The organism is Armatimonas sp. (assembly GCF_964826245.1).
Window position 1 is genome coordinate 1 of record NZ_CBAYMC010000088.1, and the last position, 15,706, is coordinate 15,706.

At 60.8% G+C, this 15,706-nt stretch carries 8 protein-coding genes; 2 read left to right on the forward strand and 6 right to left on the reverse strand.

Going from position 1 to position 15,706, the window contains the following annotated elements; all coding sequences use genetic code 11:
• The 4 genes from AC1XOS_RS10315 to AC1XOS_RS10330 all read right to left on the reverse strand — a co-directional run.
• Nucleotides 1-624: ABC transporter ATP-binding protein (locus tag AC1XOS_RS10315; protein WP_481962139.1), on the reverse strand; the 624-nt coding region annotated here is incomplete at its 3' end.
• Nucleotides 621-1,331: a hypothetical protein gene (locus AC1XOS_RS10320; protein ID WP_481962140.1), complete on the reverse strand. Its 711-nt coding sequence runs from the start codon at nucleotides 1,329-1,331 to the stop codon at nucleotides 621-623. The genes AC1XOS_RS10315 and AC1XOS_RS10320, both read right to left, overlap by 4 nt.
• Nucleotides 1,324-2,562 (reverse strand): ABC transporter permease, encoded by a 1,239-nt coding sequence (locus AC1XOS_RS10325; protein WP_481962141.1) that lies wholly within the window; start codon nucleotides 2,560-2,562, stop codon nucleotides 1,324-1,326. The genes AC1XOS_RS10320 and AC1XOS_RS10325 overlap by 8 nt, the downstream gene beginning before the upstream one ends.
• Nucleotides 2,562-4,157, reverse strand: coding sequence for an efflux RND transporter periplasmic adaptor subunit (locus tag AC1XOS_RS10330; RefSeq protein ID WP_481962142.1), 1,596 nt, complete (start codon nucleotides 4,155-4,157; stop codon nucleotides 2,562-2,564). The genes AC1XOS_RS10325 and AC1XOS_RS10330 overlap by 1 nt, the downstream gene beginning before the upstream one ends.
• An 83-nt stretch (nucleotides 4,158-4,240) precedes the next feature.
• Here AC1XOS_RS10330 and AC1XOS_RS10335 point away from each other — a divergent pair, with 83 nt between their 5' ends.
• Entirely contained in the window at nucleotides 4,241-5,692 is a 1,452-nt protein-coding gene (locus tag AC1XOS_RS10335; RefSeq protein WP_481962143.1) for a menaquinone biosynthesis decarboxylase, read from the forward strand.
• Nucleotides 5,693-6,090: 398 nt separating this feature from the next.
• On the opposite strand, the gene AC1XOS_RS10340 is transcribed toward AC1XOS_RS10335, so the two are convergent.
• Nucleotides 6,091-12,159: an alpha-2-macroglobulin family protein gene (locus AC1XOS_RS10340; RefSeq protein ID WP_481962144.1), complete on the reverse strand. Its 6,069-nt coding sequence runs from the start codon at nucleotides 12,157-12,159 to the stop codon at nucleotides 6,091-6,093.
• Between the two features lie 223 nt (nucleotides 12,160-12,382).
• Here AC1XOS_RS10340 and AC1XOS_RS10345 point away from each other — a divergent pair, with 223 nt between their 5' ends.
• Nucleotides 12,383-14,131: a rhamnogalacturonan lyase gene (locus AC1XOS_RS10345; protein WP_481962145.1), complete on the forward strand. Its 1,749-nt coding sequence runs from the start codon at nucleotides 12,383-12,385 to the stop codon at nucleotides 14,129-14,131.
• Between the two features lie 3 nt (nucleotides 14,132-14,134).
• On the opposite strand, the gene AC1XOS_RS10350 is transcribed toward AC1XOS_RS10345, so the two are convergent.
• On the reverse strand, nucleotides 14,135-15,706 hold a 1,572-nt coding region (locus AC1XOS_RS10350), incomplete at its 5' end, for an ABC transporter ATP-binding protein (RefSeq protein ID WP_481962146.1).

Sequence of the window (15,706 nt, forward strand, 5' to 3'; positions counted from 1 at the left end):
GTCGTGGGTGACCATCAGAAACGCGACTCCTGTCTCCTTTGCGATCTCCCGCATGAGCGTGAAGACCTCTTGACCTGAGTGTGAGTCTAGGTTACCCGTGGGCTCATCGGCGAGCACCAGCTTGGGCTTGTTACAGAGCGCCCGCACAATCGCATTGCGCTGCTGTTGCCCCCCCGACATCTGGCTGGGCCGCTTGTTCATCTGGCTCTCCAGCCCCACACGGATGAGTAAGCGTCTGGCATAGGCGATGTCGTCTTTGTCGGGCGCACCCTTGCGGATGGAGACCGGAATCAGGGCATTTTCCAGGCAGGAGAACTCGTCTAAGAGATGGTGGAACTGAAAAACAAACCCGATCTTCGTGCCACGCAGGCTCGCCAGCCCATCGGAGCTGAGAGTGGCGATGTCAATTCCGTCAATGAGCACCTGCCCGCTGGTGGGCGTGTCGAGCGCTCCTAAGATATTGAGTAGCGTAGACTTACCCGAGCCTGACTGCCCGATAATGGCCACAAACTCCCCCGCAAACGCCTGCATGTCCACCCCATGGAGAACCTCCACGGCCTTATCCGTACCAGGATTGTAGGTCTTGCGTAGCGCAATCGTCTGGACAATAGGCTGATTCATCATGATGTTTTATTTTCAGCTCGCTTTGTACGCCGCTTTCGCGTCGGTTCTGTTGTATCGTTGGTGGTCGGGCTAGGATCAGTGGTGTTCGGGTTCGTATCAGTGATGGTTATGTTAGTATCAGTAGTGGTTAGATTAGTATCAGTTATAGTCAAGTTAGTATTGGTGGTGGTCGGGTTCGTATCAATCACGGGCAAGATTTCATCTAGTGATGTTTGGCTTAGATCAAGAACGGTTGTGCTCTGAGCAATAAGATTACCGATCAGACGCTCTGCGATCTTGCTGTAGAAAAGAGTTCGTAGCAGGCGGAAGAAATCGGCCTCACTGCGACAATCACAGCTCAGTGGCTGACCTCCGGTGGCTTGAATGCAGTACAAAAAGACTCGATCGGAGTCGTCGAGATTAGGGTCGCCACTTAGCTCCGCAAAGACACGGGTTTTCAACCGGACGGGATAGGCACGTGCACCCACCTCAATCTGAAAGAGGGGGAAGCGGTAGTCTGCCAGAGCGGGGACACAAAGCAGAAAAACAGCAGCAGGGACGCTCCCTTGGTCTTGTTTTGCCTCCAGGATCACCTCACCGACAACTGCTCCGTGGGTGCGCTCTCCTAAAAGTAGCGCGACTTGCCGCAGAACGGCTAGAGGGGCAAGGACAGGCGGAGCAACAAAGTGTGGGGGAAGAAGCTCCTCAATCGTGAGGTGACTATCCACGGATCACCTCGACGGGGTTGAGCTTTGAGGCGCGGTTGGCGGGGAGAATGGCGGCGATGAGCGTGGCGGTGATGGCGGCTCCGGCGGCTCCGCCAAAGATCACGGGGTCGTAGATGATGTTGAAGAGCTTGTCCACCTTGCCAAAGCGTGCGGCCTGTGGGATGTTCTCTAAGAGTCGCAGGATGCCGTAGCCCCAGACACAGCCGACGAGTGCCCCGGCCAGCGCGACTCCCAGCCCCTCTAGCGTGAAGACCGTGAGAATCTGCTTGTCTCTAGCGCCCATGCTCTTTAAGATCCCGATCTGCTTTTGCTTCTGAATCACCGAGACAATCAAGACCGATGCAATTGCAAACGAGCTGGCGAGCAGTACAAAGCCGCAGATCATGTCCCGCGACTGGTTCTGTGAGCGAATGGCATTGAGGATAAACGCAGAGTCTTTCATCCAAGACTCGGTTTTATACGGCAGGCTGGCGTTGATCTGATCGGCAACGGCATCGGCGATAAAGGCATCGTCGAGCTTGAGCAGGATAGAGCTGATGTTCTGGCCGGTGCGAAAGAGGCTCTGGGCATCGCGGAGGGTGATAAAGCCCTGCCCGAGGTCGGTGGCGTTGTTGCCGGTGTAGATCAGGCCCGCAATCGTGTAGTTCTCCGTCACGCCCTGCGCCGACTGAACTCGCACCCGATCTCCCAGCCGCACGCCCGCATCCTCGGCCAGCCGAATCCCGATCACGATCTCGCCGGGCCGCAGGTCCAGCCAGCGTCCGGCGATCAGGTCTTTCTGGAGGAAGCTAATACGCTCCTGCTTGGCAGGCTCGGCTCCCGAGATCGTGATGGCGAAGCGCTTCTCGCCACGGATCAGAAACGCGCTTCCCCGAACGGCAGGAGCGACCGTGGTGACATGGGGAAACTGCGAGAGCTGCACTTCGAGCTTCTGCCACTGCTCCAGATCGGTGCGCTGCTGCACGGACTTCTGCTGATTGGTCGCGAGGAGCTCGCCGTCGCGCTGCTGCGTCACCTCGGCGAGGGTCTTGGGGAGCGGATCGGGCGCTTTCACCGTCACGTGCGGCAGTGAGCCCACTAGATCTCCGATAAAGCGCCTCTGGACTCCGGTAATCAGGGTCTGGATAAAGATAATCACCGTCACCGCAATGGCAACCGCAAAGACCGTCAGCACCGTCTGCCCCCCGCCAGACACCAAGTGCCGCCACGCCAGCTTGCTTTCAAATCGCATTACTTTGTCTTTGTTCCGGGGCCGGGAGAGGGTTTGACGATCACAGGGGCAATCGGATCGTCGGGTTTGCGGCCCACGGGGGTGAGAATGACCTGCGTGGTGGCTTCGATCCCTTCGATCACGGGGACGCCATCGGGGCCGGGTGGGCCGACGGTGATGACTTTTTTCTTCACCACGCCGCTCTCGGCAACAAAGACCGTCGAGATGCCGCCTATGGTCGTGACGGTGGTGAGCGGGATGACGAGGCGCTGTGTGGGCTCCCCGAGCTTGATATTGACGGAGAGGGTCTGGCCGGGACGGAGCCAGGTGGGGGGATTGACGGGAGTCAGGCGCACCTCGACCGTCCCGCGCTCCGTGTCTACTTGGGCACCCAGCTCACGGATCTTGGCATTAAATGTCTTGCCGGGGTAGGCATCCGACGACACAATGGCCTCTTGCCCCGTCTGGAGCTTGCCTAAGTTCACTTCATCCAGGTCAATCCGAATCTCGGGCACCGATGTCCGCACGAGCCGCACCAGTGCCGCATTGGGACCGGTGACTCCGCCTGACTCCGTGACGATCTGGGTGATGGTGCCCTCAAAGGGCGCAGTGACCAGCACATCATCGAGGCGCTTCGTGGCCACCTCCAGCGCACGCTCCGCCTCGGCTAGGCGTGCACGGGCGACCTCACGAGCCCGCTCCGACTCACGGACACGGTTGCGTGTGACGGTCACATCCTCGATCCGTGGGCTTGCCAGCAGGCTGGTGAGCTGCGCCTTCCCCGACACCTTTGCCCCAGCAAGCGTCGCCTCTGCGGCGCGGACTTCGGACTCAGCGGTGCGCACATCGGCCTCCGCCTGCTCTAGCTGCTCGGTGCGCGTCCCAGCTTTGAGCTGCTGGAGCTTGGCTTGTGCGTTCTCCAGGATGCGTTTTGCCACCCAGAAGTTCGTCTCGGATTGATCGGCTGCTGCCTGTGCCACTGCTCCCTCTTTGGCGAGCTGCGCCTGACGCTTACGGTCAATATCTGCCTGAGCGTTGCTCGCCTCGGACTGCTGGACTTGTGCCTCTGCGGCGTCTATCTCCTCTTTGCGCGGCCCTTTTTTCAGCTCCGCCAGCCGCCTCTGAGAGCCAATGAGCCTCTGCCGAGCCCCGGCGAGCTTTGCCTCGGCGACGGCGCTGGCTTGATTGGTGTCGGCCTTGAGGCGGGTGATATCGGAAGCGAGGGGCTTGCGTGCGGCCACGGCCACTTGTGCCTGGGCGGTTCGTACCGCATCCTCGGCCTGGGCCAGCGATGCCCGCGCGGTGAGCACCACATCCCTTGCCTGCGCGAGCTGAGAGCGCAGTACTTCGTCATCGAGGCGGGCTAGGAGCTGACTCGTGCGAACTTTATCCCCCTCACGCACCAATACACTTGCCACACGCCCGCTGATCCGTGCGCCCACGCTGGTCTCTAGCTCACTGCGAAGCTGCCCGGTGGCGGCAATGCTCTCCGTCACGGTGCGGGTTTGCGGGAGGATCACCTCGATCTGGGGGGGGCGAGAGCGCCAGTAAGAGAAGCCGCCCCCTGCGGCACCGAGTACAACAAGGCCAGCAATGAGCTGCGGAATCTTTGGCATAGTGCTCGCATTGTACCTGCCGGGAACCGGAGCAAGCGATTATGGGTTATACTTTGTGAAAAATAGCACGGAGTAATACCACCATGGCCTACGCAGGGTTTCGAGAGTTCTTAGAAAAACTAGAAAAAGAGGGTGAGCTCAAGCGCATTAAGACACCCGTTGACCCGGTACTGGAGATCACCGAGATCGCCGACCGGGTGGTGCGCTCCGGTGGCCCCGCGCTGCTCTTCGAGAACCCCAAGGGCAGCAATATGCCCCTCGCAATTGGCGTGTTCGCAACCCGCAAGCGCATGAGTATGGCGCTGGGCGTGGGGGACATTGAAGAGATTGCCAAAGAGATCGAGGAGTGGACCAAGCTCCCGAGCAGTATGCCCAGCGGCCTGATGGCAAAAGCGGCGCTCTTGCCACAGATTGGGGAGCTGGCGAAAAATACCGCGCCGCGCATCGTGAGTCATGGGCAGTGCCAAGAGGTGGTGAAGACCGGCGATCAGATCAAGCTCTCGGAGCTGCCGATCCTCAAGTGCTGGCCGCTGGACGGTGGGCGCTTTATCACGCTCCCGCTGGTCTTTACAAAAAGCGTGGACGGCAAGCGCAACGTCGGGATGTATCGCGTTCAGGTCTATGACGAGACGACTTGTGGGATGCACTGGCAGCGCCATAAAGTGGGCAATCGTCATCACGGCGAGTACGAGGCGCAGGGCCGCAATATCCCCGTCGCTGTGGCCCTCGGTGGCGATCCCGCACTGACCTACGCCGCAACGGCTCCGCTTCCCGATATGATTGATGAGATGGTCTTCGCGGGTTTCTTGCGCAAAAAGCCCGTGGAGCTGGTGAAGTGTAAGACGCAGGACATCGAAGTCCCCGCCGATGCCGAGATTATCCTAGAGGGCTATGTCCCTGCAAACGAGCGCCGCACGGAAGGCCCCTTTGGCGATCACACGGGCTTCTACACGCTCGAAGAGGAGTACCCGGTCTTCCATGTGACGGCGATCACGCACCGGAAAAATCCCGTCTACCCGACGACGATCGTGGGCCGTCCGCCGATTGAGGACGAGTGGCTCGGAAAGGCCACCGAGCGGCTCTTCTTGCCTTTGGTGCGGCTCTTTGTGCCTGAGATCATTGACTATAACCTACCGCCTGAGGCATGTTTTCATAATCTCTGCATCATTAAGATCAAGAAGCGCTACCCTGGGCAGGCGCAAAAAGTGATGAATGCGATCTGGGGGCTGGGGCAGATGATGTTCACCAAAGTGATTATCGTCGTGGATGAGTGGGTGGATGTGCAGAACCTCAAAGAAGTGCTCTGGGTGACCACCAACAACATTGACCCCGAGCGCGACACGCTCTTCACCCGAGGCCCGATTGATGTTTTAGACCACGCCAGTCGCCAGATGGGCTTCGGCTCCAAGATGGGCATTGACGCGACCCAAAAGCTCCCCGAAGAGGGCTTCACCCGCCCCTGGCCGCCCGTGATCGAGATGGACGAGAGCATCAAGAAACGGGTGGACGCCCTCTGGAGTCAGCTGGGGCTCTAGAAATCGTAGGTGAGGGTGCCGTTGAGGGTTGCACCGCCCGTGTTAGGGGGGCTGGTGGGGAAGGCCCCGCTGGCAGTAGTGTTTAGGAGAGCTGCTGTCAATAAAGTTGAACGCGAGCGTCCCATTGGTCGGAACAGGTGTTGGGCTGGGCGATCCCATTGGCGGTGATGTGCAGTGTCCCTTGGCTGCAGTGTCCCTTGGCTATTGTCCGCAGGCAAGATCCTCGTGACACGGATCTCGTAGGCAAGGTGGGGCGCAGGATCGGTGTAGATCCCTGCTTTGCGGGCGGCAAAGCCGTCTTACAGGAATCCCGACCCGATCTTATCCCGAACTCACGTTAAAAAATAAACCTCCTCCCAGGATTGGGAGGAGGGGGGAGCGAAGCGGAGGGAGGAGGGCTACTCGATGCGCACTTTATCCGAGGCACTGCGTCCGAATGTCTCGGGGGCGTACATCTCCTCGGCCTTGGCGGGCGGGGCGATAAAGCTTCCCGGAGTCGTGGCGCGGCAGATGTAGCTGTACTCGTAGGCACCTTCCCAAAGATAGGAGCTAAACGCCTCCGCTCGCTCGTCGCGCAGGTTCTGGTGCTCGTACCAGTGCCACCACGACCAATACCGATTAAAGGCTCCCCCATTCATGGGGGCGGGGGGGGTGGCTTCCGTACCGCGTAGCTCGGGGTTGAGGGCCTCGAAGCCGGCGGGCATCGGGTCGATGAGGGCGACGTGGTAGCGGCGTGTGGTGGCCACCATCGTGACTTTGACCCGAACCTTGGCTCCCGCTTTCACGACCCAGGTGCCGTCGGCGTCGCGCTTGACGTCCGAGGGATTGTCGATCGCTTCGTAGACACGGCTCACGGAGAAGCCATAGTCGGCGGCAGGCAGCTGGAGGTTTTTGGGAGCGTAGCGCATCCCGATTCGGTAGTAGAGCCGACCCGCACCTTGCTTGTCTATGGTCAGCGGCTGCATTCCTGGCTTCTCGGTGAGTGTCGCCATCGGGATTTTTGTCGCGATACGATCCGTCGTGCGACCCTTAAACGTGCCCTCCCCGGCGAATTTTTCTCCCAGCCAGAGCCGGGCGACAAAGTCGGGGGTGACGCCTTCAAACTTGCGGAAGTAGCGGTCGAGCGCCAGCAGGATAAACGCGTTCTCCTGCGTGTTGCCCCACGCGCCCCGCTTGCGGCCATCGAGCAGGCCACGCACGAGTTTAGGAATCAGCTCACTCTGCGGCTGGTCGGCGATCAGGGCATCCAGGACGATCCCATCGGCGCGGCGATCCGACGAAAGAACCAGATAGGCACCGTCGCTGTACGAGAACGTGTAGTGCGCCGCGCCCGCTGTCTCGGTGGCCTTGTTGTCCAGCCAGCGCCGGACACTGGTGAGGTCGGGGTCGCCCGCTAAGACATTTAGCAGCCAGCCAATGGTCTCGGGCCCTTGCTCATCCAGCGGCGCAGAAGCCAGGAGCGCTTTCGCCTTTACTTTGTCCGAGTCGCCTGCCAGGTGCCGGACATAGAGGGCGTAGGCGGTGATCATCCGGCGACAGCGTGGCGAGTAAATGTCCTCAAACTTGCTCTCGATTGCCTTTACATAGGCCAGCGAGCGCTTGTAGGTCGTGTCGGGGACGGCGAAGCCTTTCTGCTTGGCACGGACAAGTGCATGGGCGACATGGACTCCCAGATAGGGCCACGGGCGCTCGTTGCGTGCCCAGAAACCAAAGCTGCCGTCGGGGTTTTGTAGCTCGCCCAGCCGCGCCAGATCGCGTGCCATCGCCGCATTCAGCTCGCTCTCTTTGGGCATTCCCACAGCTTTAAACGCACTAAGAACGTCTTTGAGGGCCGCCGTCGTGAGCACCCGCGAGCTGAGCTGCTCGGCGCAGCCGTAGGGGTAGCTGGCCAGGTAGATATAGGCATCGGTGAGCTCTTGAAGCGCTGTGGACGAAGTGGTGATCTCGAGCTCGCCAAACGCGGGGTTGGCATCGCTGGGCGCACGCACGGGCTGCACAATCGCGCCCTTGTCCACGACGCCGTAGGTCGCGAAGGCTTCCGTGGTCGCGGGAGTCCAGACGGGTAGAGACACTTCAGCCGAATCGGCCACACTGCCGCTTGTGGCCGCAAATTGGAACCTAGCGGTGCCGGGCTTGGCGGACTCGGTGGGGAAGCGAACCTCGACCCGATCATTGGCGGGAATCTGCACGCGCCGCCCTCGACCCTCGGTGAGGGTAGCGTTGGTCGCACGCACGGCAACGTCCACGGTCATGGGCGTGTCGGTCTGGTTTTGCAGCACGACGGGAAGCTCGAACGTATCCCCGACATTGAGGAAACGCGGCGCAGAAGGCCGGGCCATGAGCGGCAGGCGAGCCGTCAGCGATGACTCACCGCTTCCGCCTTTATCCGCACCGGACACCGCCACGGCGACGATTCGGTAGCGCGTGAGATTGTCCGGTAGCTTGACACTCACCCGCGCCGTGCCATCCGAGTCCGTGACGACGCTCGGTGAGAAATGCGCCAGAGGGTCGAAGTTGGTACGCACCGCGATGGCAGGCTCCGGCGCTCCCGACTTGTCTTCAGCAAGCTCAGATCTCATCTTCATCGCACGGGCAGGCTTAGGTGCACCAGCCTTAGACTCCATACCCAGGCTGTCTGCCATCATGGCTCCACCGCCAAAGCCGCCACCACCGCCAGGCATTGCATTGCCGCGTCTTCCAGCAAAAGACATGCCCCCTCCCTCGCCATCTTTTTTGCTTGCATCTTGGACTTTGAGCGGGTCTTCGAGCTTGACGTAGCTGCGCAGGTGCCAGTCGCTCACGCCGCTGCCGTGGCGGGGATGGAAGGCGGCGACCAGATCGCCCATGCTCCAGCCTGCAAGCGCCTGAACCGACTCATCCACGACGGCCACGGCGACTTCGCCACCGGCAATCGGTTTGCCGTTGCTGTCTTTCACACTGACATAAACCTCGGTCTCGCTGCCGGGAGCCAGCGCTGCGATTTTTGGTTTGGCAACGACGGTGAGCTTCTTGCTAGCCGTGGAGACCGACAGATCCAGCTCGCCGCTGGCAAAGGCCGGACGCTTGGCGAGTTTTTCGAGAGCCTTGCCCTCGTCGTCGGTGCGGGCAGCGGCTCCGACAAGCTCGATGTGAGCGTGGATATTGGGGAGATACGCCTCCTGAATGGGAATCTTGACGGTGTACGTCGGGCCGGTAACACTAAAGCGCTCGGTCCGGATCACGCCATCACGCCGCAGGGTCAGCACGCCCTCAGCGGGAAAGAACGGAGCCTGAACCAGAATCTCGGCGGTCTGGCCGGGCGTGTACTCTTTCGTGCTCGGGATCAGGGTGACTTGTTCTTGCGCCAAGTCACGGCGCGGGCTAGGCTTGCCGCCCGCCACCCAGAGTGTCAGCTCGCTCTCATTAGGCCGCTCTTTACTATCGCGCACCGTGGCCTTGATCTTCCACTGCCCGCCTGCGGGAGCGCCAAGCTCGGTGGAGACAGGCTTCTCGCCCGAGCGCACCGTCCACTCACGGATGTCTTTTTCGACAAGCTGGTAGCGGCCCTTGCTCCACTCGTACTCCTGGCGAGCGGCGCGCAGCTGAATCTCCTGGCCCGGCTCGGCCTTGCCGTCAATGTCGCACGCCAGCGCCTCCAGCACCAGCGGCTTGCCCGCAGCGACAAAGGTTGTCTTGCTGCGCAGCCCAACATAGCGCGCCGAGGGATGGATAAGAAGCGACGTGCTGGCTGCCAGTGCCTGACGGTTGACATCCTGGATCACGGCCTGTGCGCTCACGGAGTAGGGCTGTGCGGGCTTGACACCGTCAAAATCTAAGTGCAGCCGATGCACGCCCATCGGGTCGGTAGCGCCCGTAAAGTTCTGGCTCAGATTGGCTTGGCGACCAAACCCGCCTCCGCCAAAGCCACGCCGACCTCCACGAAGGCTAATGTCCTCGTCGAAGCCGCCGAAGCTCCACCAAGGAGTCCACTTCCCAAATGTAAACTCGCTCCGGCCTGGCGGGGTGTAGCTACTAGGAGTCGCACTTACGGTCCAGGTGGTCTGTGCGCCAGGCAGGGGGCCACCGGCGTAGTAGACCGCTTTGGCAGAGATATCCGCGCCTTTTGGATCGGCGACAACATGCGGCCCGGCGCTCTCGCTCTTCGCCGAGACCTCAAACTCCGGGCGACGGAACTCCTGCACATTAAAGCTATGATTGGTCGCGCCACCTGCCCCGTTAAACATCAGATTGGTCTGTCCCAGGTTGATGGTCTTGGGAAGCTCAAAGGCCACATCAAAGCCGCCCCACGCATTGAGCTTGGCTTCGCCTTTCTTAACCTCATTGCCCTGGCTGTCGTTGAGCTGCCAGGTCAGAGGGGCGCTTGCGGGAAGAGAAAGCGTGGCGAGCTTGGTGCCGGGAAGCTGGCGTACCCAGCCTTTGACATGCACTTTCTCGCCCGGTTTATAGAGCTGCCTATCGTCCCAGACAAACCAGAGCGACTGCGTCCCACGCCCTTGCTTGCGCCAGGTACTCTCGTCCCAGCGCCAGAACCGTGACGGCAGAAACGCGCTGTCACTGCCACGCTTGGCGACCAGCATCGTGCCCGGTTTCTCGCTCAGCACTAGTTTGACCAGGCCATCGCGGCCTGTTTTCGCGCTCTGGCCACTACCGACGAGGCTGACTTCTGCCCCTGAGATCGGCTTGCCGGTCGTCAGCTCGGTGGCCAGCGCGTAGAGATCGTCGCCATCGGCAAATGCCGTCAGGCCAATTTTTGTCGTCTGCACCCAGGCAGCGCCGCGCGGGGGCTCGTCGTACGGGTTGCGTTTTTTCCAGCCGTTTGCTTCCCACCAGATCAGCGTGCTGCCTGCTTTGGGGAGTGCGAGATCGTTCTCGTGGAGCGTGTCCTCCGCACCGGTGAGCACGAGATCTTGCTCTTTGATCAGCTTACCCGGAGGTGTCGCGCCCTTGCGCCGCTCCTCCCAGTTGCTCTGCCACGTCCGCCAGGCATCCCAGTTGGCACTACTCACGCTGTAGAGCTTGACTTTGACACTGGGGACGTTCACACTGGAGAAAACCGTGCGGGGAGCCGCTGCGGGATCGGGCACCAGCAAGATCTGCGACGGCCCCGAGAGCTGCTGCTCAGCGGCTCCCACGGTGAAAACAGCGGGCTCGAAGCCCTCTAAGCTCTGTCCGTAGCTGTCCTTGAGCTTCGGCGAGACCGTCACTTTATAGGTCGTGCGGGCTTTCTTGAGGCCGTACAGCTGAAGGTAGTTGCCACTGGCGGTTATCTGCAACCCAGGCGTGGCGGGGGAGACCGTGACCCAGGCGGGATCGAAAACCTCGGCATCAAGCGGATTGGTGAAGCGGAGCGACCAGCCCGCACTGGGCGGGACACTCTGCCCACGAGAGGGGCTCTGTTCCACGAACTTCAGAGGGCCGTAGGTGCGAAACGAGAAGCTCTGCGCCGACTCCGTGACGCGTGACCCTTCGGCACTGGGGGTTCCGGGGCCGACTTGCACCGTGATCTGAGTATCGCCGGGGAGCATTCCCATGGGCTTGAGGGCCAGCCAGCGCTCGGGTGTCTCGCTCTTGCCGACGGCTTTCTCTAGCTCGTTCTGGCTGGCACGCTGAACCCGGACGGGCTTATCGCCCGCGAGCACTTTAACGGTCTTGAGAACAGCATCGGGATCAATTTTCTGGTCGAAGTTTAGCCAGATCAGCGGATCGCGGCGCTGGCCGACGCTGCCATTATCCGGGCCGTAGCTTAGCAGGCGAACGGCAGGTGTCTTAAAAGTAAAGCTCTGCGCTCTCTCCAGCACGCCACCGGTGACGGACTTCGTGCCCGCCGGAAGGCTCACCGAAAACTCGGTTGCCATCGGGAGGCGCTTGCCGGAGCCTGCGTCGAAGATCAGGGTCTGGGTGCCCAGCCAGCGCCACTTTCCCGGGACATTGGGGCTGAGCGTCACCGGGACACGTGCCGCCGCGTCTTCCTGGCCGGTGACCGCGACCATGGGCTGTGAGAATGTCAGGCTGACGCGATCTGCCAGCGGGACTTCTCCCTCGGGCTGGAAGCGTCGCAGGGTGAGTGTGCCCCCCCCCGCCCCCGAGATCAGGGGAGCCAGTGTTGGGGCTAGCTTGGGAGGAAACTCGGCGGTGATGGTCTGACCTGCACGGGGCGCAGGCAGCGATGCCTCACGAAGCGCAAACTCTTTCTCGTCATCGGGCTGGGTGGCGATGGCCTTCACCCGTGCCAGGATCTTGTCAGCGTCGGCATCGGAGAGCTTTTGGGCAGGCGTGATCGGCAGGCGCTCTGTGGGACTCTCGCCTCCAGCAAGCTTTCCTGCCGAGAGCCGGAAGCGCAGCCCCTCAACCTCGTCACTAGCCTCAGAGGCGCGTACCACCTCACCGCCTCGTAGGTATGTCGCACCTACGACTCCCGCCAGAGCAAGTACGCCGAGCAGTGCTCCATACTTTCGTTGCTTCGTCATCTCCCTAGACCCCCTTAGTTTGTATTATACGAGCTTTGGTTCCGGGAAGGAGAAGAAAGGTTCAAATAAAAAAAGCGCCGGGGTGCCCACTCCCCGGCGCTTAGGTCAAGAGAGTGAGCGACTTAGAAGTGGAAGCCTATGGGAATCGGCTCTCTATAACTCTATAAGATGATTTCCGGGGGACTCTGGTAGAATAAACCGGTTGTTTTACGAGGGAGTCTTGATGAGAGTATTGTTGTGTCTGGCGCTTTTTTGTGCAGGGCTTGCTGGTGGAGCGCAAGCACCCACACGCTCGTGGGAGCGGCTAGATCGCGGGCTTGTTGCGGTGCGTGGTAGCGATGGCAATGCCTTTGTGAGCTGGCGCTCGCTCGGCACAGATGCTCCCAAGCTTGGCTTCACGCTCTGGCGCGATGGGAAAAAACTTACCCCGAAACCACTCACCGGCGCGACTTGTTTTGTGGATCCCCAGGCTCCCAAAGGCGCACGCTACACGGTGCAGGTAGCAAGTGGACCACAGAGTAAGCCCGTGATGCTTTCGGAGACGCCGTATCTGACACTGCCGCTTCGCACTCCGCAAGGCTACACACCCAACGACTGCTCGGTGGGGGATCTGGACGGCGACGGTGCGCTGGAGCTGGTTGTCCACATGACAGGGCGCTCCAAAGACAACTCCCAAGCGGGACAGACAGACCCGCCGATCCTGCAGGCCTATAAGCTCGATGGGACGTTTCTGTGGGAGATCAATCTCGGGAAAAATATCCGTGAGGGCGCCCACTACACGCAGTTTCTAGTCTATGATTTTGATGGTGATGGAAAAGCAGAGCTGGCTTGCAAGACCGCCGATGGCACGCTGGATGGCACCGGAAAAGGGATCGGGGATGCGAGCAAGAGCTGGGCCAACGACAAGGGCTACATTCTCGAGGGCCCCGAGTTTCTGACTGTCTTCGAGGGCAAGACGGGCAAGGCGCTCGCCACGACAAGCTATGTTCCTGCCCGCGGACAAGCTGAGGACTGGGGCGATGGCTACGGCAACCGCGTGGACCGCTTTCTGGCCTGTGTTGCCTACTTAGATGGTAAGCATCCCAGCCTGGTCTTCTGCCGGGGCTACTACACCCGCACGGTGCTGGCCGCCTGGGACTGGCGCGGCGGCAAGCTTTCGTCGCGCTGGGTCTTCGACTCGGACAAGCAGGCTGACCCGAAGAAGTGGCGGGGCCAAGGCAACCACAATGTCTCAGTAGGGGATGTGGACGGTGACGGACGCGACGAGATTATCTACGGGGCAATGGCAATTGACGACAACGGCACGGGGCTCTACTCCACGGGGCTCGGCCACGGCGATGCGCTGCATCTTTCGGATATCGATCCCAGCCGCCCTGGCCTGGAGGTCTTTGATATCCACGAGCACAACCACCACCAGTCCGGCGCGGAGTTTCGTGATGCCCGCACCGGTTCGCTGATTTTTGGCAAGCCCTGCCCCGATGTGGGACGTGGCGTCGCCTTTGACATAGACCCGCGCTACCCCGGCTACGAAATGTGGGCATCCGGTGAGGGCCTCAGCGGTGTCTGGAATGTGAAAGGGGAGCAGGTCTCGAAAAACAAGCCCCGCTCCTGCAACTTCGGAGTCTGGTGGGACGGTGACTTCCTGCGCGAGCTGCTGGATGGTAACAAAGTCACCAAGTGGGACTGGACCTCCGAGACGGAGAAAACCCTCCTCACCGCCGATGACGGTGTCAGTAACAATGGCACCAAGTCCAACCCCGCGCTCTGTGCCGATATTCTAGGCGACTGGCGCGAGGAAGTGATCCTGCGCACGGCAGACAACAAGTCCCTTCGTATCTACACCACCACGATTCCCACAGGCCATCGCCTCACCACGCTCCTCCACGACCCGCAGTACCGGCTGAGTGTCGCCTGGCAAAATGTCGGCTACAACCAGCCCACGCAGCCTGGTTTCTACCTCGGCGAAAAATAAACGCTATGAACTTGGCGTGCGGAACTGCTTTTGGTAGAGCTCGGCGTAGAGGCCGTTTTTTGCCAGAAGCGCCTCGTGTGGCCCCACTTCGACCACACGGCCTTGCTCTAAGACGACGATTTTATCGCACGTTCGAATTGTCGAGAGCCGGTGGGCGATGATCAGCGCGGTGCGGTTCTGAAGGAGCGTCTCTAGCGCCTCTTGGATGAGTGACTCTGAGGTTGCATCGAGGCTACTCGTCGCCTCATCCAAGATCAGCAGCTCTGGGTTCTTGAGGAGCGCACGGGCAATCGAGAGCCGCTGACGCTCCCCGCCCGAGAGCCGGAACGCCCGCTCCCCCACAATCGTGTCGTAGCCATCGGGGAGGGCGGCGAGAAACTCATGGATATGGGCGGACTTGGCCGCGGCGATGAGCTGGTCTTCCGTGGCATCGGGTCGGGCATAGAGCAGGTTTTGTTTGACACTGGCATGGAAGAGAAAGGTCTCTTGGGTCACCATCCCAATCCGGGCGCGCAGGCTCTCCAGCGTAATCTCCCGCAAGTCCAGGCCATCGAGCGTGATCTTGCCTTCGCTCGGGTCGAAGAAGCGCGGCAGCAAGTAGGTAATGGTCGTCTTTCCCGCGCCGCTTGGCCCGACCAGCGCCACGCGCTCGCCCGGTGCAATCGTAAACGAGAGCTCGGAAAGAGCGGGCGTCGCGGCATTGGGGTAGGAGAAACCGACGCTCTCAAAGCGCACCTCGCCGCGGGTTTGTGCGAGCGTCTTAGCCCCTGGCGCATCCGCAATCTCGGGCGCTTGGTCTAGGAGCGAGAAAATGCGCTCGAAGATCGCCAGCGCGCCCTGCACATCCACGTAGACATTGGCGAGGTTTGCGAGAGGCCGGTAGAGGTTGGCCAGATAGGCGACAATGGCGATAATGCTCCCCAGAGTCAGCCGATTATTGAGCGCCTCGATGCCGCCAAAGAGATAGATCAGCGCGGGGCCCGCCACCGAGAAGACGCTCAGGCTCATGAACAGCCAGCGCCCCGCCAGAGTTTGTTTGAGGTTGAGTGCCTTCACCCGTTGCGTGAGCTTCTCAAACGCGCTCGCATCGGCAGGAGCTTGGCCGTAGAGCTGCGTGAGAAGCATCCCTCCGACGTGTAAGCGCTCCTGAACAAAGGCCAGCAAGTCCGCCTGCGTCTCCTGCGCCTCGGTGGAGAGCTTGCGCCGCAGCTTCCCCACGAGCTTTGTCGGCAGATACAGCCCTGGAACGACGATCAGCGCCACTAAGGCCAACCTCGGGTTCATCCCAAAGATCACGATGATGGTGGCAATGACCGTCAATAAGTTATTGGCAATGCTAATGACCGTGCCCGTGGCCACGCCCTGCACGGCCCCAACATCGCTACTCACCCGCGCCACGATCTCCCCGGCGCGCGTCGTTGTGTAGTAAGAAAGCGACATTTGTTGCAGGCGCAGAAACAATCTATTGCGCAGGTCGTAGAGCAAGCCCTCGCCGACTTGTGCACTGAGAAAGCTCTGCAAAACCCCGAGCAGACCCATGACGATATTGACGCCAATGATCCCACCGACGAGCCA